At 72.1% G+C, this 21686-nt stretch carries 21 protein-coding genes; 16 read left to right on the top strand and 5 right to left on the bottom strand.

Going from position 1 to position 21686, the window contains the following annotated elements; translation table 11 throughout:
- Window positions 1-173: 173 nt before the first annotated feature.
- A complete protein-coding gene (locus ACIBK6_RS21160; protein WP_399052826.1) occupies window positions 174-1193 on the top strand; it encodes a PhlD in 1020 nt (339 codons plus the stop codon).
- 50 nt (window positions 1194-1243) lie between these two features.
- On the opposite strand, the gene ACIBK6_RS21155 is transcribed toward ACIBK6_RS21160, so the two are convergent.
- Both ACIBK6_RS21155 and ACIBK6_RS21150 read right to left on the bottom strand, forming a co-directional pair.
- The gene (locus ACIBK6_RS21155) at window positions 1244-2386 is read right to left on the bottom strand and encodes an NADH-quinone oxidoreductase subunit D (RefSeq protein ID WP_399052825.1); all 1143 of its coding nucleotides are present in this window, start codon (window positions 2384-2386) and stop codon (window positions 1244-1246) included.
- A gap of 198 nt (window positions 2387-2584) precedes the next feature.
- Window positions 2585-3583: an SAM-dependent methyltransferase gene (locus tag ACIBK6_RS21150; RefSeq protein ID WP_399052824.1), complete on the bottom strand. Its 999-nt coding sequence runs from the start codon at window positions 3581-3583 to the stop codon at window positions 2585-2587.
- Between the two features lie 96 nt (window positions 3584-3679).
- On the opposite strand from ACIBK6_RS21150, the gene ACIBK6_RS21145 reads away from it, so the two are divergent.
- The 3 genes from ACIBK6_RS21145 (at window position 3680) to ACIBK6_RS21135 (ending at window position 6932) form a co-directional block, all read left to right on the top strand.
- On the top strand, window positions 3680-4885 hold the full coding sequence (locus ACIBK6_RS21145; protein ID WP_399052823.1) for a sensor histidine kinase: 1206 nt from the start codon (window positions 3680-3682) through the stop codon (window positions 4883-4885).
- A 56-nt stretch (window positions 4886-4941) separates the two neighbouring features.
- Window positions 4942-5616, top strand: a complete 675-nt coding sequence (locus ACIBK6_RS21140) for a response regulator (RefSeq protein WP_399052822.1) — start codon at window positions 4942-4944, stop codon at window positions 5614-5616.
- Window positions 5617-5954: 338 nt separating this feature from the next.
- Window positions 5955-6932 carry a zinc-binding alcohol dehydrogenase family protein gene (locus ACIBK6_RS21135; protein WP_399052821.1) on the top strand — a complete coding sequence of 326 codons (978 nt, stop codon included), beginning with the start codon at window positions 5955-5957 and terminating at the stop codon, window positions 6930-6932.
- 107 nt (window positions 6933-7039) lie between these two features.
- Here the strand turns inward: ACIBK6_RS21135 and ACIBK6_RS21130 are convergent, their stop codons facing one another.
- Complete coding sequence (locus ACIBK6_RS21130) at window positions 7040-8152, bottom strand: DUF5937 family protein (RefSeq protein WP_399053049.1); 1113 nt, start codon at window positions 8150-8152, stop codon at window positions 7040-7042.
- 175 nt (window positions 8153-8327) lie between these two features.
- Here ACIBK6_RS21130 and ACIBK6_RS21125 point away from each other — a divergent pair, with 175 nt between their 5' ends.
- Window positions 8328-8558, top strand: a complete 231-nt coding sequence (locus ACIBK6_RS21125) for a hypothetical protein (protein WP_399052820.1) — start codon at window positions 8328-8330, stop codon at window positions 8556-8558.
- 25 nt (window positions 8559-8583) lie between these two features.
- Here ACIBK6_RS21125 and ACIBK6_RS21120 read toward each other — a convergent pair whose 3' ends face one another.
- Window positions 8584-9786, bottom strand: coding sequence for a threonine aldolase family protein (locus tag ACIBK6_RS21120; protein ID WP_399052819.1), 1203 nt, complete (start codon window positions 9784-9786; stop codon window positions 8584-8586).
- A gap of 131 nt (window positions 9787-9917) precedes the next feature.
- Here ACIBK6_RS21120 and ACIBK6_RS21115 point away from each other — a divergent pair, with 131 nt between their 5' ends.
- The 10 genes from ACIBK6_RS21115 (at window position 9918) to ACIBK6_RS21070 (ending at window position 18007) form a co-directional block, all read left to right on the top strand.
- Window positions 9918-10841 carry a Rossmann-like and DUF2520 domain-containing protein gene (locus tag ACIBK6_RS21115; protein WP_399052818.1) on the top strand — a complete coding sequence of 308 codons (924 nt, stop codon included), beginning with the start codon at window positions 9918-9920 and terminating at the stop codon, window positions 10839-10841.
- A complete protein-coding gene (panC, locus tag ACIBK6_RS21110) occupies window positions 10838-11842 on the top strand; it encodes a pantoate--beta-alanine ligase (RefSeq protein WP_399052817.1) in 1005 nt (334 codons plus the stop codon). Before ACIBK6_RS21115 ends, panC begins: the two co-directional genes overlap by 4 nt.
- Window positions 11839-13563, top strand: coding sequence for an L-aspartate oxidase (locus ACIBK6_RS21105; RefSeq protein ID WP_399052815.1), 1725 nt, complete (start codon window positions 11839-11841; stop codon window positions 13561-13563). The genes panC and ACIBK6_RS21105 overlap by 4 nt, the downstream gene beginning before the upstream one ends.
- 2 nt (window positions 13564-13565) lie before the next feature.
- Complete coding sequence (gene nadC / locus ACIBK6_RS21100; RefSeq protein ID WP_399052814.1) at window positions 13566-14591, top strand: carboxylating nicotinate-nucleotide diphosphorylase; 1026 nt, start codon at window positions 13566-13568, stop codon at window positions 14589-14591.
- On the top strand, window positions 14591-15397 hold the full coding sequence (locus tag ACIBK6_RS21095) for a type III pantothenate kinase (RefSeq protein WP_399052813.1): 807 nt from the start codon (window positions 14591-14593) through the stop codon (window positions 15395-15397). The genes nadC and ACIBK6_RS21095 overlap by 1 nt, the downstream gene beginning before the upstream one ends.
- Window positions 15398-15604: 207 nt before the next feature.
- A complete protein-coding gene (locus ACIBK6_RS21090; RefSeq protein WP_399053048.1) occupies window positions 15605-16198 on the top strand; it encodes a hypothetical protein in 594 nt (197 codons plus the stop codon).
- 13 nt (window positions 16199-16211) lie between these two features.
- Complete coding sequence (locus ACIBK6_RS21085) at window positions 16212-16382, top strand: hypothetical protein (RefSeq protein WP_399052812.1); 171 nt, start codon at window positions 16212-16214, stop codon at window positions 16380-16382.
- 131 nt (window positions 16383-16513) lie between these two features.
- Window positions 16514-16972, top strand: a complete 459-nt coding sequence (locus ACIBK6_RS21080; RefSeq protein ID WP_399052811.1) for a BlaI/MecI/CopY family transcriptional regulator — start codon at window positions 16514-16516, stop codon at window positions 16970-16972.
- A 9-nt stretch (window positions 16973-16981) separates the two neighbouring features.
- Window positions 16982-17512: an amino-acid N-acetyltransferase gene (locus ACIBK6_RS21075; protein ID WP_399052810.1), complete on the top strand. Its 531-nt coding sequence runs from the start codon at window positions 16982-16984 to the stop codon at window positions 17510-17512.
- Window positions 17513-17665: 153 nt separating this feature from the next.
- Window positions 17666-18007, top strand: a complete 342-nt coding sequence (locus ACIBK6_RS21070) for an Lsr2 family protein (RefSeq protein ID WP_399052809.1) — start codon at window positions 17666-17668, stop codon at window positions 18005-18007.
- Here ACIBK6_RS21070 and ACIBK6_RS21065 read toward each other — a convergent pair.
- On the bottom strand, window positions 17986-18666 hold the full coding sequence (locus ACIBK6_RS21065) for an SCO3374 family protein (RefSeq protein WP_399052808.1): 681 nt from the start codon (window positions 18664-18666) through the stop codon (window positions 17986-17988). The genes ACIBK6_RS21070 and ACIBK6_RS21065 overlap by 22 nt on opposite strands.
- Before the next feature lie 430 nt (window positions 18667-19096).
- Between ACIBK6_RS21065 and ACIBK6_RS21060 the strand changes: the two genes are divergently transcribed.
- Window positions 19097-21625 (top strand): ATP-dependent Clp protease ATP-binding subunit, encoded by a 2529-nt coding sequence (locus ACIBK6_RS21060; protein ID WP_399052807.1) that lies wholly within the window; start codon window positions 19097-19099, stop codon window positions 21623-21625.
- Window positions 21626-21686: the final 61 nt, after the last annotated feature.

The following is a 21686-nucleotide window of genomic DNA, read 5'->3' as shown; positions in this document are numbered from 1 at the left end:
CCCGCGAGCCGCACCCCGTCCTTCCGCGCGACCAGTTGACCAAGTTTTTCCGTTTCGAGGATTGATTCAGGCCGCCTGACGTACGTTTAGGATCTGCCCTTTTCGATTTTCGAGGGAGTTCGTCCGTGCCCGCTCACATAGCCCCTCCCTGTGTCGCCCTCCCGGGGAACGTCGTGACGACCGACGAGATCTGCGCCGACATTCGCCGGGCCCACCCGGACCTGCCGCGCCTGGAGGCCTTCCTGCGGATCGCCCGGGCGACGACCGTCGAGACCCGGCATTTCAGCCGTCCCCTGGACGCGCGAACCGTGGCCGGAAACGCTCTTGTCGAAGAGCGCAATCGCGCCGCCTTCGAGGACGCGTCGGCGCTGGCGGTCGAGGCGGGCCGGCGGGCGCTGGAGAACGCGCGGCTGCGGCCCGAGGACATCGACTGCGTCGTCACCAGCCACACCACCTCCTGGACCGTGCCGTCCCTCGACCTCCACCTCATCGGTGGACTCGGCCTGCGGCCCGACGTCCGGCGCCACCCCATGGGCTCGGTCGGCTGCGCGGGCGGCGCCCAGGGCCTGGTCCGCGCCCACGACCACATCGCCGCCCACCCTGGCGCCAACGTCCTGGTCGTCACCTCGGAATGCCTGTCGGCGGCGACGTACAACCACGAGGACACCAGCCGGGAATCCATGGTCTACAAGATCCTGTTCGGGGACGGCGCCGCCGCCGCGGTCGTCTCCGCGCGCCCCGCCTGGGACGGGCCGAGCTTCGTGGTCGAGGACACCTTCGAGTACGCGCTGCCCGACAGCGTCGACCGCTACCAGGGCCGGCTGACCGGCGCCGGGCTGCACTTCGACTCCACCCGCGCCGCCACCGCCGCCTTCAACGACTGCCTGCCCGCCGTCCGCAAATGGCTCGCCGCGGCCGGCCGGCCGCTCGGCTCCGCGGTGGTGCACCCCGGCGGCCCGCGCATCCTGGAGGACGCGGCCGCGGGCCTCCAGCTCGACGGCGACCGCGAACACGGCGCGCTGCGGCACGCCTGGGCCAGCCTCGCCGAGAACGGCAACCTGGGCGGCTCGGCGGTCCTCGACGTACTGTCCCGTACGTTCACCGAGCCGCCCGCCGACGCGGAGTCGGGACTGATCATCGGCTTCGGCCCGGGTTTCGTCCTCGCGGCCGTGCGGGGTCACTGGTCCAACTGACGTGGCCCGCCCGCGAGTTGAACCACTCGCGGGCGCCCGGGTCGCGCCGCCTACTTGTCGATGTCGCCCACGACGAAGAACAGCGACCCCAGGATCGCCACCATGTCGGCGACCAGCGTCCCCGGCAGCAGCACGGCGAGCGCCTGGATGTTGTTGTACGAGGCCGACCGCAGCTTCAGCCGGTACGGGGTCTTCTCGCCCTTGCTGACGAGGTAGTAGCCGTTGATGCCGAGCGGGTTCTCGGTCCAGGCGTACGTGTGGCCCTCGGGCGCCTTGAGGACCTTGGGCAGCCGCTGGTTGATGGGGCCGGGCGGCAGCTCGGCCATCCGGTCCAGGCAGGCGTCGGCGAGGTCGAGCGCGACGTGGGTCTGCTCAAGGAGGCACTCGAAGCGCGCCAGGCAGTCGCCCTGGGTCCGGGTGACGACCTTCAGGGTGTCCTGGAGCTCCCCGTACGCGAGGTACGGCTCGTCGCGGCGCAGATCGAAGTCGACGCCGGAGGCCCGCGCGATGGGCCCGCTCACCCCGTACGCGTGCACCGCCTCGGCGGACAGGGCGCCCACGCCGCGCGTCCGCGCCCGGAAGATCTCGTTGCCGAGGACGAGCCGGTCGTACACGTCCATCCGCGAACGCACCGATGCCACGGCGTGCCGCACCCGGCCGAGCCAGCCCAGCGGCAGGTCCTCCTTCAGGCCGCCGACCCGGTTGAACATGTAGTGCATGCGGCCGCCGGAGACCTCCTCCATCACCGTCTGGAGCTCCTCGCGCTCGCGGAAGGCATGGAAGACGGGGGTGATGCCGCCGAGCTCCAGCGGGTACGAGCCGAGGAACATCAAGTGGTTGAGGACCCGGTTCAGCTCGGCCAGCAGCGTGCGGGTCCACACCGCGCGCTCGGGGACCTCCATGCCGAGCATCCGCTCGACGGCCATGACCACGCCGAGCTCGTTGGAGAACGCGGAGAGCCAGTCGTGGCGGTTGGCCAGCATCACGATCTGGCGGTAGTCGCGGGCCTCGAAGAGCTTCTCGGCGCCGCGGTGCATGTAGCCGATGACCGGCTCGGCCTGCTGGATGCGCTCGCCGTCAAGGACGAGCTTCAGCCGCAGCACTCCGTGCGTGGAGGGGTGCTGGGGGCCGATGTTGAGCACCATGTCGGTGCTCTCCGCCCCGCCGCCGATGCCGACCGTCGTCTCCGTCATGGGGGCCAGTATCCCCCGCCGCACCGGGGAGCGGGCCCAGCCCCCGCCGCCGCCAGGTACATGCCAGCCTCTCCGGCGTTTGAGGAGCGGGGTCTGGGGCGGAGCCCCAGCGCCACCGGCCGCAACCCACCCCACCTCCGGAGGCCACGCGGCGGAGCCGCAGAGTGTCGCAGCGGGAAGGGGCGGGGTGGGGAAAAGTCACACCCGCTGCATCAGCCACCCGAAGTCGCCAAGACCGCCCCGTGCCGTCAGCTCCGCCGCCTCGCCTGCCGCGGCGAGCGCGCGGACGTACGCCGCCGGGTTCGAGGACGCCAGGGCCAGCGGGGGCCGCGTGCCGACGACGCCGAGGCGGGCCAGGGCCTCGCGCTGGGAGACCAGCTCCGCCCCGGGCAGCGCGCACGCGTCCAGCGCGACATGCGCGGTGATGTCGCAGGACCCGTCCGGCACCGGCGCCACCTCCCGGCCGCCCCGGAACCCGCTCAGCGTCCCGAACAGCGGCCGCGCGTCCTTCGTATGGGCGTAATCGACGGCCACCGCGAGCCCCGTGTCCAGCGCCGCGGCCGCCGCGGCCCACGCCTCGTCGCGCGGCCGCCCGATCTCCGCCCGGGTGCCCGGCCCACCTGGCGGCCACCAGCGGTCCAGCCAGGCGGCGTCCGCGCCCGACACCGGCTCGCCGAGGGTCTCGGTCCCGTCCGGCCGTACGAGCACCAGCCGGGCCACCCCGTCCGGATCGACCTCCGCGACCTCCACCGGCACGTTGTCCAGCCATTCGTTGGCGAAGAGCAGCCCGCGGATGCCAGAGGGCACCTCCGAACGCCAGGCGATCCGCTCGTCGAGCCCGGCCGGACGGCCCGCGCGCTCCACGGCGTACGCCCGGACCGGGAAGCCGGCGGGCAGCGCGGCCAGCACCCCGGTGAGCAGCTCCCCGCGCCCCGCGCCCACGTCCACCAGGTCGACCGGTCCCGGGCCGAGCCCGGACGCGACCTCCGTAAGGAGGCGGGCGACAGCCCCCGCGAAGAGCGGCGAGGCGTGGACCGACGTACGGAAATGCCCGGCCGGTCCCTCGGGCCGCAGATAGAAACCGCCCGCCCCGTAGAGCGCCCGCTCGGTGGCCGCGCGCCAGCCGACGGGGGCGGCTTTCGACCCCGGTACTCCGTCCCGCGCACCCGGGAACTGCTGACACGTCTCATCCGTCACGGGCTCAAGTCTCCACCTTGCGGAGTACGCCGCCGGGATCAGGATCGCCCCGCCGGTTGACCCCTGCACCTATCTGCTTTCCCTACGCTGGGTTACGTGCAGCGCCTCTACGACTTCCTTCGCAGACACCCGACCGGGGTCGACACCTTCTGGGCCGTCATCCTGTTCGGGTTCTCCGGCGTGCAGGTCGCGGCGGCGCACCACGATCCGCGCCAGGCGGGCTGGGGCATCCAGCTCCTGGTCGTGCTCGGGATGAGCGTCGCCGTGGCGCTGCGCCGCCGCGCCCCCGAGAAGATGCTGCTGCTCGTGATCGGCACGGGCCTCGCCCAGCTCCCGCTGAACGTCCAGCCGCAGATCCAGGACTTCGCGATGCTGGTCATCGTCTACACGGTGGCCTCCGCGGGCAAGCGCTGGGCCTCGCGGACCGCGCTCGTCGCGGGGCTGTGCGCGGCGCCGCTGGCCCATGTGCGCTGGCTGGACACGGGCCCCAACTCCGCGACGGAGAAGGTCTTCTTCATCGTCATGATGACGGTCCCCTTCGTGCTCGCCTGGGTGCTCGGCGACTCGATGCGGACCCGCAAGGCGTACCTCGCGCAGCTGGAGGAGCGGGCCGCCCGCCTGGAGCGGGAGCGCGAGGCGCAGGCCAAGGTCGCGGTCGCGGCCGAGCGGGCGCGCATCGCCCGCGAGCTGCACGACGTGGTGGCGCACAACGTGTCGGTGATGGTCGTGCAGGCCGACGGCGCGGCGTACGTGATGGACACCTCGCCGGACCAGGCGAAGACCGCCCTGGAGACGATCTCGATGACCGGGCGCCAGGCGCTCGCCGAGATGCGCCGGCTGCTCGGCGTGCTGCGCACCGGCGAGCACCAGGAGGCGGGGGAGTACGTGCCGCAGCCCGACGTCCAGCAGATCGAGGACCTGGTCGAGACGGTCCGCGGGGCCGGCCTCACCGTCGACTTCAAGATCGAGGGCACCCCGCGCCCGCTGCCCAGCGGCGTCGAGCTCACGGCGTACCGCATCGTGCAGGAAGCGCTCACCAACACCCGCAAACACGGCGGTCCGGACGCGGGGGCGAGCGTGCGGCTCGTGTACTTCGACGACGGGCTCGGTCTGCTGGTCGAGGACGACGGCCGCGGCGCCGCCCACGAGATGTACGAGGACGGCGGCGCCGACGGCCAGGGCCACGGCCTGATCGGCATGCGCGAGCGGATCGGCATGGTCGGGGGCACGCTGGACGCGGGGCCCCGCCCCGGCGGCGGCTTCCGGATCAGCGCCCTGCTGCCCCTGAAGCCGACCCACTGATTTCCGGTACGCGCTGGTGTGCGTACCGTTCTGTACGGCGTGATGGAGAGGGAACGATGACGATCCGCGTGATGCTCGTCGACGACCAGGTGCTGCTGCGCACCGGGTTCCGGATGGTGCTCGCCGCGCAGCCGGACATGGACGTCGTCGCGGAGGCGGGCGACGGGGCGGAGGCCATCGAGGTGCTCCGCGCGACCGATGTGGACGTGGTCCTGATGGATGTGCGCATGCCGAGGCTGGACGGTGTGGAGGCGACGCGGCGCATCTGCGAGGCGCCGAATCCCCCCAAGGTGCTGATCCTGACCACCTTCGACCTGGACGAGTACGCCTTCTCGGGGCTGAAGGCGGGCGCGAGCGGCTTCATGCTGAAGGACGTGCCGCCGGCCGAACTGCTCGGCGCGATCCGCTCGGTGCACAGCGGGGACGCGGTGGTCGCCCCGTCCACGACCCGGCGCCTGCTCGACCGGTTCGCCCCGATGCTGCCGGCCAGCGGCAAGGAGCCGGAGCACAAGCAGCTGGAGAAGCTGACCGAGCGCGAGCGCGAGGTCATGATGCTGGTCGCCCAGGGCCTGTCGAACGGCGAGATCGCCGCCCGCCTGGTCCTCTCGGAGGCCACCGTGAAGACGCATGTCGGCCGCATCCTGACCAAGCTGGGCCTGCGCGACCGCGTGCAGGTCGTGGTCCTGGCATACGAGACGGGCCTGGTGCGAGCGGGCGGCGGAGCCGCCTGACCCTGGGCGCCCCGAGTGGGGCCACCGTCTGACCCTGGGCGCCACGGGCGGCGCTCGGGGGGTGTTGATCTGGATCAACGGCCCCTACGGCGGCGGCAAGACGCAGACCGCGTACGAACTGGCGCACCGGCTGCGGCGCACCCGGATCGGCCTGAGCCACATCCGCTTCGACTGAGCACCCGGGCCGGGCTTCCGGACCGGGCTTTCGGGTCGGTCCCCATTGCCTTAGTACGACGGGCATCGTACTATCGAGCCTGTTCGGTACTCAGTCAGTGCTCAGCACTCTGCATGTCAGTGCTCAGTACTCAATGCGGTTCAGGTACGGGGGAGTTGGCGTCATGCGCGCGATTCGATTCGACGAGTTCGGCGGTCCGGAGGTTCTCCAGCTGGTGGAGGCGGAGATTCCGCAGCCGGGGCCCGGTGAGGTGAGCATCGACGTCGCGTACACCGGCGTCAACTTCGCCGATCTGAAGGCGCGTTCGGTGGGATACCGGGTCGGCTCGCTGCCCTTCGTGCCCGGTCTCGAACTCTCCGGCCGCGTCCGCGCGATCGGCGCCGGGGTCGAGGGGCTCGCGGTCGGCCAGGAGGTCGCCGCGATGACCGAGGGCGGCGCCTACGCGGAGGTGGCCCTCGCCTCCGCCGTCACCGTCTTCCCCGTACCCGAGGGCGTGAGCCTGCGCACCGCGGCCGCCCTGCCCACCGTGCTGCCGACCGCGCACGCCCTCATCCACGAGGTGGGCCGGCTCCAGCCCGGCGAGAGCGTGCTGGTCCAGGGCGCCGCGGGCGGTGTCGGCACGGTCGCCGGGCAGCTCGCCAAGCTGGCCGGCGCGGGCGCGGTGTACGGCGTGGTGTCCAGCGAGGCCAAGGCCGACTACGCCCGCAAGCACGGGTACGACGACGCCTTCCTGACCGGCACCTTCGACGCGGACGTGCTGCGCGCCACCGGCGGCCGGGGCGTGGACCTGGTGCTCGACCCGGTCGGTGGCGAGACCCTGCGCCGCGGTCTGGAATCGCTCGCCCTGTTCGGCCGGCTCGTCTCGTACGGCAACGCGAGCGGCGAGGAGGCCTGGCAGGTCGGGCAGTCCGAGCTGTACGGGCGCGGCCGCACGGTCTCCGGCTTCTCGATCCTGGGCCTCGCCGCCGCTGGTGACCGCCACGCGCTGCGCGAGATCGCGGACCGGGCGCTCCACCTGGCCACCACCGGCCAGGTCGAGCTGCCGATCACCGCCGAGTTCACCCTCGAAGAGGCCGCCGCCGCCCATGAGTTGATGGAGGGCCGCTCCTCGACGGGCAAGCTCCTGCTGAGGGTGTCCTAGGGGGTGCCCTGAAGGGGCGCGGGGAACTGCGCGACCAGCCCCCGACGGCCCGCAGTCGAATCAACCGCGCCCTCCGCGCAGAGCTCACCCGCACTCCCCGCGGAGCGCTACCGCAGCACCCCCTCAAGGAAGTCGCTGCCCAGGCGGGCCACCACCGTCAGGTCCAGCTGGTGCAGTACGTAACGGCCGCGCCGCCGGGTCGTGATGAGCCCGGCCTTCTTCAGGACGGCCAGGTGCCGGGAGACCTCGGGCGCCGTGATGCCGTGCGCGTCGGCCAGTTCGCTCGTCGTGTACGGGGAGCGGGCCAGATTGCGGCACAGGCGCATCCGCATCGGGTGTGCGAGGGCCTCCATCCGCAGCTTGAGGATCTCGACCGAGGCGGGCGAGGGCAGTTCCGGCCCGTGCACCGGGTAGTGGATCACCGGCCGCCAGCCCGGGGCGTGCAGCACCATCAGGTGCGGCCAGCCGAACGAGGTCGGCACGAAGGTGAGCCCGGCGCCGGGCTCCGGGTCGGTGGCGGTCGTCCGCCCCTCGGTCAGCTTGTCCGCGCTGATCAACGTCCCGCCCCCGGCCAGGCTCAGGGCTGCCGACACCGCGCGGACCGCCTCATCGAGCCCCTTGCGGCGCAGCAGCTCCGCCTTGTGCCGGGCGTCGGCGGCCAGTTGCACCCGGACCCGCTGCCAGGTGTCCGCGAAGAAGGCCTCCTCGCAGTCCTCCAGGAGCCGCCGTATCCAGGCCCGCACGGACGCCGGATCGCTCAACAGCCGCTGGGTGAACTCCACTTGGCGCGGGCCGCGGGTCGCCGCCATCTCCAGGGCGCGCACCCGCAGCGCCGGATCGTGCAGCGGGGACGGCGTCTTGACTCCGTACAGGCTGGAGCAGGTGAACTCCAGGGCGGCGGAGGCGAACCGCTCGTCGGAGAGCCGGTCGAGCAGGTCCAGGTCCTCGGCGAGCGTGGCGCCGGTGCTGCCGTCCCAGCCGGGTATGCCCGCGAAGGGCATGAACACGTCGGAGAAGGTGTTGCGCCACAGGAAGTCGGCCTCGTGCAGCCGGTCGGCGAGGTCCGGCTTCAGCGCGGCCGAGGTCGCCGTCGCCCAGCCGTGCAGGCCTGGGTGGTGGCCGGGCTCGGAGAGCGCGTGCAGGGCCAGGCCCAGCTCGGCCAGCGGCGAGATCGCGAAGCCGATGCGCTCGGGCGGCAGGCCCGTGATGTCGATGGTCACGCTCATGGCCCCATGGTGCACCGGGCCACTGACAACGCCGCCGCCGATTGACGGTCCCGGTCAATCGACGGCGCCGCACCACGAGCACGGGCGCGGGGGCGCCACGGCGCAGCGCCATTTGACGCGGCTCGTCAATCGGCGCGACGCGGGGCCGGAACAGGATCACCGTGGAGGCATGGACGCGATGCAGCAGCACATGATCGACAGATACCGCGCGGCACAGCACGCCGAGCCCGCGCCGCCGCTCCCCGGCACCCACGACGTGGCCACCCTGCGGGAGCTGCGGGACTACCGCCGCTTCGAGGCGGTCCTGGCGGGCCGGCTCGCCACCGGCCGGCTGCGGGCCGCGCTGGCCCACCTGTTCGCCCCGCACCACCCCCGCCGGCACCCGCCCGCCTGCCGCTGAGCGGGCGCCCGCCGGGGCGCCCCGGCTACGGCAGCAGTCGTACGAAGTCGGCCACCGCGGCCCGTACGTCGTCGGCGGTCCACGCCAGGCCTGGCGCGTTCACCGTCACCTCGGTGACGGCGAGGCCGGCCGGTCCCCAGGGGTTGGGGAACCAGCGGCGGAACAGGCAGACGCCGGTCTCCTCGGCCTGCCGCAGCGCGGCGGCGCTGAGCACCTCGGCGTCGTACGGCAGCCACACCTGGAACTCGTGCGTGTGCGGCGGCTCGGGGTTCACCCGGAACCACGGCACGCCCGCCTCGGTGAGGCCCTCCCCGATCGCCTTCGCCACGACCTTGGCGTGGGCGACGTACGCAGGGAGCTCGGGCAGCGTCTCGCGCAGGCCGAGCAGACCCGTCAGGGCGGCCGGGAACTGCTGGAAGAGTTGGCCGCCGTAGCGGTGCCGCCAGGTGCGGGCCTGCTCGATCAGCGACTCGGAGCCCACCAGGACCGCGCCCGACAGGCCGCCCAGCGTCTTGTAGAAGGACACGTACACGCTGTCCGCGAGGCCCGCGATCTCGGGCAGGGAACGGCCGAAGTGGGCGGTGGTCTCCCAGATCCGGGCGCCGTCGAAGTGCACCACGGCGTCGCGCTCCCGGGCCGCCTCGACCACGGCGACCAGTTCGTCCCAGGTCGGCAGGACGTACCCCGCCTCACGCAGCGGCAGTTCCAGCATCAGGGTGCCGAAGGGCTCCTCGAAGCCCCGCACCTCGTCGGCGGTCGGCAGCCTCGGCCCGTCCGTCGGGTGGACCGTGCGCAGGCCGCTGACCTCGCTGAACGCGTTGCGCTCGTGGACCTCGGGGTGGGACATCGGGTGCAGGGCGACCGTCGGGTCGCCGGTGCGCGAGGCCCAGCAGCGCAGGGCGACCTGCTGGGCCATGGTGCCGGTCGGGAAGAAGGCGGCGGCGGGGAAGCCGAGCGCCTCGGCGGTGCGCCGCTCCAGCTCGGCGACGGCGCCGTTGCCGTAGATGTCGCCGGCCTCGTCCAGGTCGTAGACCTCGGCGCCGTCCGCCAGGAGGGCCGTCAGGCGCCTCTTGAGGGTGTGGTCGACCGTCTGGTCCGCCAGTCTCCGCTTGGCGCCCCGGTAGACGGCCAGGCGGTGCTGCCGGGCCTGTTCCGGGGTCTTCTCCGGCGTCCCGCCAGGGGTGTCGGCGGTGGATCCGGGAAGGGGATGGAGCTCGGAATCTGCCATGGCGCGATGATGGCCCACAGCCTGTGGACAACCCAAAGGGTTTTCGGGCCCTGGGCGTAGCATGACGGGGCCGTTTGATTTTGGTTTGGCGTCCGGTACCCCTCGCGGACTGGAACGGAAGGCCCGCACGCGTGAACGCACCACCAGAGCACCGCTTCGACCACAGCCCGGCGGACCGCCCCGCCCGCCTCGCCGTGGGCGTCGTCGGGGCGGGCCGGGTAGGACCCGCCCTCGCCGCGGCCCTGCAGCTCGCCGGTCACCGCCCGGTCGCGGTCTCCGGTGTCTCCGACGCCTCCGTGCGCCGGGCCGCGGCGCTGCTGCCCGACGTGCCCGTGGTCCCGCCCGCCCAGGTCATGGAGCGCGCCGACCTCGTGCTGCTCACCGTCCCCGACGACGCGCTGCCCGGCCTGGTCGAGGGCCTCGCCGAGACCGGCGCGATCCGGCCGGGGCAGCTCGTCGTGCACACCTCCGGGCGGTACGGGACGGCCGTCCTGGACCCGGCCCGGCGGGCCGGCGCGCTGCCGCTGGCCCTGCACCCGGCGATGACGTTCACCGGGACGAGCGTGGACGTCCAGCGGCTCGCGGGCTGCTCCTTCGGCGTGACCGCCCCCGAGGAGCTGCGGCTCGCCGCCGAGGCGCTGGTCATCGAGATGGGCGGCGAACCGGAGTGGATCGAGGAGGCGGCCCGCCCGCTCTACCACGCGGCCCTCGCCCTCGGCGCGAACCACCTGGTCACGCTGGTCGCCCAGTCCATGGAGCTGCTGCGCCAGGCCGGTGTCGAGGCCCCCGACCGCATGCTCGGCCCGCTGCTCGGCGCCGCCCTCGACAACGCGCTGCGCTCCGGCGACGCGGCGCTGACCGGACCGGTCGCGCGCGGCGACGCCGGCACGGTCGCCGCGCACGTCGCCGAGCTGCGCAAGCACGCGCCGGGCACGGTCGCCGGCTACCTCGCGATGGCCCGTACCACCGCCGACCGGGCGCTCGCCCACGGACTGCTGAAGCCCGAGCTCGCCGAGGACCTGCTCGGCGTGCTCGCCGAAGGAGAGGGCCGATGACAGCCCAGCCGGCCCAGCCCGCCCTCGTGCGTACGGCGGCGGAGCTCGCGGCGCTGACCAGAACCGGCCGGCGCGCTGTCGTCATGACCATGGGCGCGCTCCACGAGGGCCATGCCACCCTGATCCGTACCGCGCGCCAACTGGTCGGCGCCGAGGGCCAGTTGGTGGTCACCGTGTTCGTCAACCCGCTCCAGTTCGGCGCGGGCGAGGATCTGGAGCGCTATCCGCGCACGCTGGACGCGGACCGCGCCATCGCCGAACGGGCGGGCGCCGACGCCGTGTTCGCGCCCTCGGCCGATGAGGTCTATCCCGGCGGCGAGCCCCAAGTGCGCGTCACCGCGGGCCCCATGGGCGAGCGTCTCGAAGGCGCCTCCAGACCCGGCCACTTCGACGGCATGCTGACCGTCGTCGCCAAACTGCTCCATCTGACCGCGCCCGACCTCGCGCTGTACGGGCAGAAGGACGCCCAGCAGCTGGCGCTGATCCGGCGCATGGTGCGCGATCTGAACTTCCCGGTGGAGATCGTCGGCGTACCGACGGTGCGCGAGGACGACGGCCTCGCCCTCTCCAGCCGCAACCGCTACCTCGCCCCGCCCGAGCGGACCGCGGCCCTCGCCCTCTCCCGCGCGCTGTTCGCGGCCCGCGACCGGCTCGCCGCCGAGCACGCGCTGCACGCCCGCGCGACCGCGTCGGGCGCGGTCACCGGCCGGGCCGACGCGCTCACCGCGATCGGCGAGGCCCGCGCGGCCGCCGACGCGTACGCGGTCGCCGCGGCGGCGCCGTCCCCCGCGGCCATCAAGGCCGTCGCCCAGGGCGTGCTCGACACCGCGGCGAAGGCCGAACCCCCGGTCGTGGCCGACTACTTGGCGCTCGTGGACCCTGCGACGTTCACGGAGGCCCCCGAAGGTTTCCGCGGTGAGGCGATCCTCGCGGTCGCCGCCCGCGTCGGCACCACGCGCCTCATCGACAACATCCCGCTCACGTTCGGAGCACCGGAATGACAAGCACCGGCATACGCCTTGACGCCCCCGCGGCCGGCTGGGCCATCGACGCGGACGTCGTGGTCGTCGGCTCCGGCGTCGCCGGCCTGACCGCCGCCCTGCGCTGCACGGCGGCGGGCCTCGCCACGGTCGTCGTTACCAAGGCCCGCCTGGACGACGGCTCGACGCGCTGGGCGCAGGGCGGCATAGCGGCCGCGCTCGGCGAGGGCGACACCCCCGGGCAGCACCTGGACGACACCCTGGTCGCGGGCGTCGGCCTGTGCGACGAGGACGCGGTACGCCTGCTGGTGACCGAGGGCCCGGACGCCGTACGGCGGCTGATCGCGACCGGCGCCCACTTCGACACCGACGACTCCGGCACGATCTCGCTGACCCGCGAGGGCGGCCACCACCGCCACCGCATCGCGCACGCGGGCGGCGACGCGACCGGCGCCGAGATCTCCCGCGCGCTGGTCGAGGCGGTCCGTACGACGGCCGTGCGGACCATCGAGAACGCCCTGGTCCTCGACCTCCTCAAGGACGCGGACGGCCGCACCGCCGGCATCACCCTGCACGTCATGGGGGAGGGCCAGCACGACGGCGTGGGCGCGGTCCGCGCGCCCGCGGTGGTCCTGGCGACCGGTGGCATGGGCCAGGTGTTCTCGGCGACGACCAACCCGTCGGTGTCCACGGGCGACGGGGTGGCCCTCGCGCTGCGCGCGGGCGCCGAGATCTCCGACCTCGAATTCGTCCAGTTCCACCCGACGGTGCTGTTCCTCGGCGCGGAGTCGGAGGGCCAGCAGCCGCTGGTCTCGGAGGCTGTACGCGGCGAGGGCGCGCACCTGGTCGACGCGGCCGGGACCCGCTTCATGCTGGGCCAGCACGAGCTCGCCGAGCTGGCCCCGCGCGACATCGTGGCCAAGGCCATCACCCGCCGGATGCAGGCGCAGGGCGCCGCGCACATGTACCTGGACGCCCGGCACTTCGGCGCCGAGATGTGGGCGCGGCGCTTCCCGACCATCCTGGCCGCCTGCCGTTCGCACGGCATCGACCCGGTGACCGAGCCGATCCCGGTCGCCCCCGCCGCGCACTACGCGTCCGGCGGCATCCGCACCGATCTGCGCGGCCGCACCACCGTGCCCGGCCTCTACGCCTGCGGCGAGGCGGCCTGCACCGGCGTCCACGGCGCCAACCGGCTCGCCTCCAACTCCCTCCTGGAGGGCCTGGTCTTCGCGGAGAACATCGCGGCGGACATCGCGGCGAGCGGTGCGCGGGCCGGTGCCGCGGACCTCGCCGGAGATGCCCCGACTCCCGTACCGGACAAGGCGGTTGAGGCCGATCCGCACGGCGGCCCGGTGCCGCTGCTCGACCCGGCCGCCCGCATCCGGATCCAGCGGATCATGACCACGGGCGCCGGAGTGCTGCGGTCCGCCGAGAGCCTCGCCGAGGCGGCCGACCGCCTGGAGGCGATCCGCGCCGACGAGCACAAGGCCGCCGTGCCGGGCGTCGAGGCGTGGGAGACCACCAACCTGCTGCTCGTCGCCCGCGTCCTGGTCGCCGCGGCCGCCGCCCGCGAGGAGACCCGCGGCTGCCACTGGCGCGAGGACCGGCCCGACCGCGACGACGCGGCCTGGCGGCGCCACCTCGTCGTGAGCATCACCCCCGGGCGGTCCCTGGACATCCGCCCCACCGACAGCGCCACCTTCCCCCCGACCCTCGACGCCACCCCCCTGGAGCCGTAACCGTGAGCACGCCCGAGGAACTCCGTCCCCAGCCGGTGGACGTCCCCCTGATCCAGATCGGTGCGCCCGCCCAGGGCGGCGGCTGCGGTGACGACTGCGGCTGCGGCGGCGAGGAGGTGTACGAGTGCGGGCTCGACCCCGCGCTCGCCGCGCTGCTCGCCGAGTCCGGCCTCGACCCCGTACAGGTCGAGGACATCGCCCACCTCGCCATCGAGGAGGACCTGGACGGCGGCCTGGACGTCACGTCGGCCGCGACCGTCCCCCAGGACGCCGTCGCCACCGGCGACTTCACGGCCCGCGAGCCCGGTACGGTCGCGGGCCTGCGGGTCGCCGAGGCGATCCTGTCCATCGTCTGTACGGAGGAGTTCGAGGTCGAGCGGCACGTCGCCGACGGCGACCGGGTGGCGGCCGGGCAGAAGCTGCTCAGCGTCACCACCCGCACCCGCGACCTGCTGACCGGCGAGCGCAGCGCGCTGAACCTGCTGTGCCGCCTGTCCGGCATCGCGACCGCCACCCGCGCCTGGGCCGACGCCCTCGAAGGCACCGGCGCGAAGGTCCGCGACACCCGCAAGACCACGCCGGGGCTGCGCGCCCTGGAGAAGTACGCGGTCCGCTGCGGCGGCGGCGTCAACCACCGGATGTCGCTCTCGGACGCGGCCCTGGTCAAGGACAACCACGTGGTGGCCGCGGGCGGCGTCGCCGAGGCCTTCAAGGCCGTCCGCGACCGCTTCCCGGACCTGGCGATCGAGGTCGAGGTCGACACCCTCGCCCAGGTCACCGAAGTCCTGGACGCCGGGGCCGACCTGATCCTGCTGGACAACTTCACCCCGGAGCAGACGGCCGAGGCGGTCGCGCTGGTCGCCGGCCGCGCGATGCTCGAATCCTCGGGCCGCCTCACCCTGGCGAACGCCGCCGCGTACGCCGCGACGGGCGTCGACTACCTCGCGGTGGGCGCCCTCACGCACTCCTCGCCGATCCTCGACATCGGCCTGGACCTGCGCGAGGCCACCCGAGAGGGCCGGGCCTGATGCTGCTCACGATCGACGTCGGCAACACCCACACCGTCCTCGGCCTGTTCGACGGCGAGGAGGTCGTCGAGCACTGGCGGATCTCCACCGACGCCCGCCGCACCGCCGACGAGCTGGCCGTCCTGCTCAACGGTCTGATGGGCACCCACCCGCTGCTCGGCGCGGAGCTGGGCGACGGCATCGAGGGCATCGCGATCTGCGCGACCGTCCCGTCCGTACTGCACGAACTGCGCGAGGTGACCCGCCGCTACTACGGCGACGTCCCCGCGGTGCTCGTGGAGCCCGGCATCAAGACGGGCGTGCCGGTCCTGACCGACAACCCGAAGGAGGTCGGCGCCGACCGCATCGTCAACTCGGTCGCCGCCGTCGAGCTCTACGGCGGTCCGGCGATCGTCGTCGACTTCGGTACGGGCACGACGTTCGACGCGGTCAGCGCGCGCGGCGAGTACACCGGCGGCGTCATCGCCCCCGGCATCGAGATCTCCGTCGACGCGCTGGGCATCCGGGGTGCCCAGCTCCGCAAGATCGAGGTGGCCCGCCCCCGCTCGGTGATCGGCAAGAACACCGTCGAGGCCATGCAGTCCGGCATCGTGTACGGGTTCGCCGGACAGGTCGACGGCGTGGTGCGGCGCATGAAGCGCGAGCTGGTCGGCCCCGGCGGCGACCCGGACGACGTCACGGTCATCGCGACCGGGGGCCTGGCTCCGATGGTCCTCGGCGAGGCCGAGGAGATCGACGAGCACGAGCCGTGGCTGACTCTGATCGGCCTGCGGCTGGTGTACGAGCGCAACGTGTCGCGCTCCTGAGGCGGATCCGCGGGGCGGGTGGGGCGGCGGCGCTGGATGTGCCGCCGCTCCACGCGCCGGGGCACCTCCGCGCGCCGGGCCGCCCCACCCGCCGGGGCCGCTCCACGCCGGGTCGCCAACGCGCCCAATATCGGAGCATTAAGCGGATTTTGTCCATTTAGGACGTATCGTCACCGCATGCCCACGCCATACGGATCCCGCGGCGGCATGGCGTTCGGCGCAGCCGAGCTGCGTGTGCTCCGGCGCGCCCTCGCCATCGCCCTCCATCCCAGCGCCGTGCAGGACGGGGACGTCCAGGACTGCCTGCGCCTCGCCGACTCCGTGGACGAGGTCGTCCGCGAGGCGGACCGGCTGCGCGCCTTCCTGCTTGCCGACCTCGCCCGCTACCGCGAGGCGCTGCCCGGCTCGCTGCCCGGCTACACGGAGCTGCTCCAGGACGCCCTGGCGGCCGGCTACGACCCCGGGCCCGACGACCTGGCCGCCCTGCGCGCGCTGCGCTCCAACCCGGTCTGCGCGGCCCTGCTCGCCCGCTGTCAGCTCCTCGCCGAACGCTCCCTGCGGGCCCGCCTGGCGGGCCGCGCCGCCGCCGCGCCGGGTCCGCGCACCCGGCTGCTCACGCTGGTCGGCGGACGTGCCGCGGAAAAGGACAAGGGCAAGGGCAAGGACAAGGCCGCCGAGCCGCGTCCGGTGGCCCCGGCCCGCCCGGTGCCCGGGCCCGAGCGGCCCGTACCCAAGCCGTCCGAGGTCTTCCCGCCACGCCGCCGCCCGGTGCCCCCGCCCGCTCAGCGCGCGGCCGGGTAGCTACCCTGTCGGTATGGACTACGTTTCCGCGCTTCTGCCCCCCGTGGTGATGGCCATCTTCTTCATCGCGCTCGTCGTGACGATCGTGAAGAGCCAGGGTGGTCCCAACAAGGGCAAGGAGGACGCGGCCGTGGACGTCGCGCTCGCCCGCGCCGAGGCCGCACAGCAGAAGCCCGCCTCCTGACCCGTCGGTCCGGACGGCACACAGGCACACCCAGCAGGGGCGCACGGGGTATTTCCCGACGTGCGCCCTTTTCGCTGCGTACTAGCAGCAAATAACCAGCCATTCGCGACATCTCCCACTATGGTGCAGATGTGCCCCGTCAATTGGGAGAGCTGGAAGACGCCGTCATGACCCGCGTCTGGCAGTGGAACCGTCCGGTGACCGTCCGGGAAGTCCTCGAAGACCTTCAGCAGGAACGGTCCATCGCCTACACCACGGTCATGACCGTAATGGACAATCTCCATCAGAAGGGCTGGGTCCGCAGGGAAGTCGACGGCCGGGCCTATCGATATACGGCGGTCTCCACGCGCGCCGCGTACGCCGCCGCGCTGATGAACGAAGCCTGGTCCCAGAGCGACAACCCGGCGGCCGCTCTCGTCGCCTTCTTCGGCATGATGTCGGCCGAGGAGCGCGAGGCCCTCCGCGATGCCGTACGCATGGTGCAGCAGCCGGAACCCGATCCCGATCCCGATCCCGAACCCGAACCGGATCCCGAAGCCGAACACGGATCCGAAGAGGGCGATGCGTCCGGGGGCGGGGCGGGGCGATAGCGTCCAGGCATGTCTTATCCCGCCGCTAATGCCGTCACCGTCCGCCGGGCCAGGACGAGCGATGTACGGGCCGTGCGAAGCCTTCTCGACGCGTACGTCGGGGCCGGGATCCTGCTCGACAAAGCAACCGTCACGCTTTACGAGTCCATCCAGGAGTTCTGGGTGGCGGAACGCCGCTCGGACGGCCGGGTGGTCGGCTGCGGGGCGCTGCACGTGATGTGGGAAGACCTCGCCGAAGTGCGCACTCTCGCCGTGGATCCCGAGTCCAAGGGCTCCGGCGTAGGACATCTTGTGCTCGGCGAGCTGCTGCGGACGGCGCGCAGGCTCGGAGTGCGCCGGGTTTTCTGCCTCACCTTCGAAGTCGCGTTCTTCGCGAAGCACGGCTTCACCGAGATCGGGGAGACTCCGGTCGATACCGTGGACACAGATGTCTACAGCGAGCTGCTGCGCTCCTATGACGAGGGCGTCGCCGAGTTCCTCGGTCTCGAACGAGTGAAGCCGAACACCTTGGGCAACACCCGGATGCTTCTGCACCTGTGATCGGTGAAGCGGCAGGAAGCTGTCGGAACCCTATGTCCGAATCGCGTACGTTTCCCGCCGGGGAAGGATCCTGAACCTCTCCGGGGGGTTTGTGTTTTCCAGTCAAAAGCGGTTTCCTTTCCGCGTACTGCATTTTCGATGAAAGGAAATCCGGTGGCACAGAAGGTTCAGGTCCTTCTTGTCGATGACCTCGACGGTGGCGAGGCTGACGAGACCGTGACGTTCGCTCTTGACGGGAAGAGCTTCGAGATCGACCTCACCACCGCCAACGCGGACAAGCTCCGCAGCGCGCTTGAGCCGTACCTCAAGAGCGGCCGGCGTACCGGTGGCCGCGCGGCGGGCGGTCGCGCCAAGGCCCGCGGTGCGGTGCTCGGCGGCGGCCACCAGAACACGGCCGAGATCCGCAAGTGGGCCAAGGAGCAGGGTTACAACGTGAACGACCGCGGACGCGTCCCGGCCGATATCCGTGAGGCCTACGAGAAGCAGAACGGCTGAGTTCCCGCACTCCCCGCACCACCTGGGGATTTCGCGTGAAACAGCCGGGCCCGGTGGCATTCCGTCGCCGCCGCGGCCACCAGCCGCACCAGGCTGAGGCCCGCGGCGCGGCCACTGCGGGATCCGGGGGAGCCGGCGGACCTGTTCCCGGGGCCCCCGGAAACTCCGTCCGCACCGGCGCCACCGCCCTTTGTGATTCCTGTGAATCCGCTGGATTCCGTGAATCCGGTGAACGCCGGGAGGCACGCCTCCACCTCGCACCCGGGCTCGGGGGGCCGCAGCCACACGGCGGCCCCCTGGGAGCCGGACCGGCCCGGGGGCAGCGGGGCGGTGATCCGGCCGCCCGCGCCGATGGCCGTCAGGTCGAGGCCGACCCCGCCCCACTCCAGCCAGTCGAGCAGCCCCGGCAGCTCGTCCGCGCTTCCGGCGGCGACGAGCAGCCGCATCCGGCGCCCCATGAGGGCGACCGGGCCGGTGTGCTCGTACCGCTTCAGCAGGGCGAAGCCGGCGGTCGCCGGGAGTTCCAGGACGTCGAAGCGCAGACCGGTGAGCAGCTGGACGGGGGGACCCGCCGAGACGGCCCAGCCGAGCTCGCGCTCGTACCACTGCGCGAGCGGGCCATCCAGGGGGGCGCGGGGTGCCGGGACGGTGAGAGCCATGTCCGGAGCAACTGAAGAAACGGCACGGAGTTACGCAGAGTTCCCGGACGAATGCGCTGCGTTGCGGTTTCTGGGGCGTGTGGGGGTGTGAGCGGGCGCGAGAGTGTTCGCCCGTAGCTTACGGAACCGGGGTGCGCCGCATGGAGTGTCCGCGTTTACGGGTAAGACATTCCTAGTGGGGAGGGGCGACACGCTCGTCAGGCGGTCTCACGTTCGCCATCGGCGTAGTGGAGACAGGGGTATCTGCCTGGCCTGCGGGAACATCGTCTCGCACCATCGGGTTGGAGCAGTTGTCGGCTGTTCGGGCCGGGAGGCAATGAACGGGTGTCGGCAGTTGGAATGAGCTGTCCCGCCCTGCGGGACTAGCATGCGGAAGGACAGGGAGGGGACCGCCCCCTTACTGCCCGACCGCTCTGAGGAGCGATTAACGATGTTCGAGAGGTTCACCGACCGCGCGCGGCGGGTTGTCGTCCTGGCTCAGGAAGAAGCCCGGATGCTCAACCACAACTACATCGGCACCGAGCACATCCTCCTGGGCCTGATCCACGAGGGTGAGGGTGTCGCCGCTAAGGCCCTGGAGAGCCTCGGGATTTCGCTCGAGGCGGTCCGCCAGCAGGTGGAGGAGATCATCGGCCAGGGCCAGCAGGCCCCGTCCGGGCACATCCCCTTCACGCCCCGTGCCAAGAAGGTCCTGGAGCTGTCGCTCCGCGAGGCCCTCCAGCTCGGCCACAACTACATCGGCACCGAGCACATCCTGCTCGGCCTGATCCGCGAGGGCGAGGGCGTCGCCGCCCAGGTCCTCGTGAAGCTGGGCGCCGATCTCAACCGGGTGCGGCAGCAGGTCATCCAGCTGCTCTCCGGCTACCAGGGCAAGGAAGCCGCCACGGCCGGCGGCCCTGCGGAGGGCACCCCCTCCACGTCCCTGGTGCTCGACCAGTTCGGGCGCAACCTGACGCAGGCCGCCCGCGAATCCAAGCTCGACCCGGTCATCGGGCGCGAGAAGGAGATCGAGCGGGTCATGCAGGTGCTGTCCCGCCGCACCAAGAACAACCCGGTGCTCATCGGCGAGCCCGGCGTCGGCAAGACCGCCGTCGTCGAGGGCCTGGCCCAGGCGATCGTCAAGGGCGAGGTGCCCGAGACGCTCAAGGACAAGCACCTCTACACGCTGGACCTCGGCGCCCTGGTCGCCGGTTCCCGCTACCGCGGTGACTTCGAGGAGCGCCTGAAGAAGGTCCTCAAGGAGATCCGCACCCGCGGCGACATCATCCTGTTCATCGACGAGCTCCACACCCTGGTGGGTGCGGGTGCCGCCGAGGGCGCGATCGACGCGGCGAGCATCCTCAAGCCGATGCTGGCCCGTGGTGAGCTCCAGACCATCGGCGCCACCACGCTGGACGAGTACCGCAAGCACCTGGAGAAGGACGCCGCTCTTGAGCGCCGCTTCCAGCCCATCCAGGTCGCTGAGCCGTCGCTCCCGCACACCATCGAGATCCTCAAGGGTCTGCGCGACCGCTACGAGGCCCACCACCGCGTCTCCATCACCGACGAGGCGCTGGTCCAGGCCGCGACGCTGGCCGACCGGTACATCTCGGACCGCTTCCTGCCGGACAAGGCGATCGACCTGATCGACGAGGCCGGTTCCCGGATGCGCATCCGCCGGATGACCGCGCCGCCGGACCTCCGCGAGTTCGACGAGAAGATCGCGGGCGTGCGTCGCGACAAGGAGTCGGCGATCGACTCCCAGGACTTCGAGAAGGCGGCTTCCCTCCGCGACAAGGAGAAGCAGCTGCTGGCGGCGAAGGCCAAGCGCGAGAAGGAGTGGAAGGCCGGCGACATGGACGTCGTCGCCGAGGTGGACGGCGAGCTGATCGCCGAGGTGCTGGCCACGGCCACGGGCATCCCGGTCTTCAAGCTCACCGAGGAGGAGTCCTCGCGACTGCTCCGCATGGAGGACGAGCTGCACAAGCGCGTCATCGGCCAGAAGGACGCCATCAAGGCGCTCTCGCAGGCCATCCGCCGTACCCGTGCAGGCCTGAAGGACCCGAAGCGCCCCGGCGGTTCGTTCATCTTCGCGGGCCCGTCCGGTGTCGGTAAGACCGAGCTGTCGAAGACCCTCGCGGAATTCCTCTTCGGCGACGAGGACGCGCTGATCTCCCTCGACATGTCGGAGTTCAGCGAGAAGCACACGGTTTCCCGCCTCTTCGGTTCGCCCCCCGGTTACGTGGGTTACGAAGAGGGCGGCCAGCTCACCGAGAAGGTGCGCCGCAAGCCGTTCTCCGTCGTCCTGTTCGACGAGGTCGAGAAGGCCCACCCCGATATCTTCAATTCCCTGCTCCAGATTCTGGAAGACGGTCGCCTGACCGACTCCCAGGGCCGGGTCGTGGACTTCAAGAACACGGTCATCATCATGACGACCAACCTCGGGACCCGGGACATCTCCAAGGGCTTCAACCTGGGCTTCGCCGCCCAGGGCGACGTCAAGACCGGGTACGACCGCATGAAGGCCAAGGTCAACGAGGAGCTGAAGCAGCACTTCCGCCCCGAGTTCCTGAACCGTGTGGACGACACGGTGGTCTTCCACCAGCTCACCGAGGAAGACATCATCCAGATCGTCGACCTCATGATCGCCAAGGTGGACGAGCGCCTCAAGGACCGCGACATGGGCATCGAGCTCAATGCCGAGGCCAAGTCGCTGCTCGCCAAGAAGGGCTACGACCCGGTCATGGGCGCCCGGCCGCTGCGCCGGACGATCCAGCGGGAGATCGAGGACATCCTCTCCGAGAAGATCCTCTTCGGTGAGCTGCGCCCCGGTCACATCGTGGTCATCGGCACCGAGGGCGAGGGTGAGGAGAAGAAGTTCACCTTCCGCGGCGAGGAGAAGTCGGCCCTGCCCGACGTCCCGCCGATCGAGGACGCGGCCGCCGGCGGCGCGGGTCCGAACCTGAGCAAGGAGGCGTAGTCCTCTTCGGAGGCCTTGCCTGAAGGGGCTGCCCCGCTCGTACGCACCGTACGAGCGGGGC

This window comes from Streptomyces sp. NPDC050485, from assembly GCF_044458185.1.
Lineage (GTDB): Bacteria > Actinomycetota > Actinomycetes > Streptomycetales > Streptomycetaceae > Streptomyces.
This window is presented reverse-complemented; position numbering and strand designations above follow the sequence as displayed.

Bases quoted from the DNA above. Each gene is read 5' to 3' on its own strand.
- ACIBK6_RS21155 (WP_399052825.1), bottom strand. From the start codon at position 2,386: ATGACGGAGACGACGGTCGGCATCGGCGGCGGGGCGGAGAGCACCGAC.
- ACIBK6_RS21140 (WP_399052822.1), top strand. From the start codon at position 4,942: ATGACGATCCGCGTGATGCTCGTCGACGACCAGGTGCTGCTGCGCACC.
- ACIBK6_RS21135 (WP_399052821.1), top strand. From the start codon at position 5,955: ATGCGCGCGATTCGATTCGACGAGTTCGGCGGTCCGGAGGTTCTCCAG.
- ACIBK6_RS21125 (WP_399052820.1), top strand. From the start codon at position 8,328: ATGGACGCGATGCAGCAGCACATGATCGACAGATACCGCGCGGCACAG.
- ACIBK6_RS21120 (WP_399052819.1), bottom strand. From the start codon at position 9,786: ATGGCAGATTCCGAGCTCCATCCCCTTCCCGGATCCACCGCCGACACC.
- panC (WP_399052817.1), top strand. From the start codon at position 10,838: ATGACAGCCCAGCCGGCCCAGCCCGCCCTCGTGCGTACGGCGGCGGAG.
- ACIBK6_RS21105 (WP_399052815.1), top strand. From the start codon at position 11,839: ATGACAAGCACCGGCATACGCCTTGACGCCCCCGCGGCCGGCTGGGCC.
- ACIBK6_RS21095 (WP_399052813.1), top strand. From the start codon at position 14,591: ATGCTGCTCACGATCGACGTCGGCAACACCCACACCGTCCTCGGCCTG.
- ACIBK6_RS21090 (WP_399053048.1), top strand. From the start codon at position 15,605: ATGGCGTTCGGCGCAGCCGAGCTGCGTGTGCTCCGGCGCGCCCTCGCC.
- ACIBK6_RS21085 (WP_399052812.1), top strand. From the start codon at position 16,212: ATGGACTACGTTTCCGCGCTTCTGCCCCCCGTGGTGATGGCCATCTTC.
- ACIBK6_RS21075 (WP_399052810.1), top strand. From the start codon at position 16,982: ATGTCTTATCCCGCCGCTAATGCCGTCACCGTCCGCCGGGCCAGGACG.
- ACIBK6_RS21065 (WP_399052808.1), bottom strand. From the start codon at position 18,666: ATGGCTCTCACCGTCCCGGCACCCCGCGCCCCCCTGGATGGCCCGCTC.
- ACIBK6_RS21060 (WP_399052807.1), top strand. From the start codon at position 19,097: ATGTTCGAGAGGTTCACCGACCGCGCGCGGCGGGTTGTCGTCCTGGCT.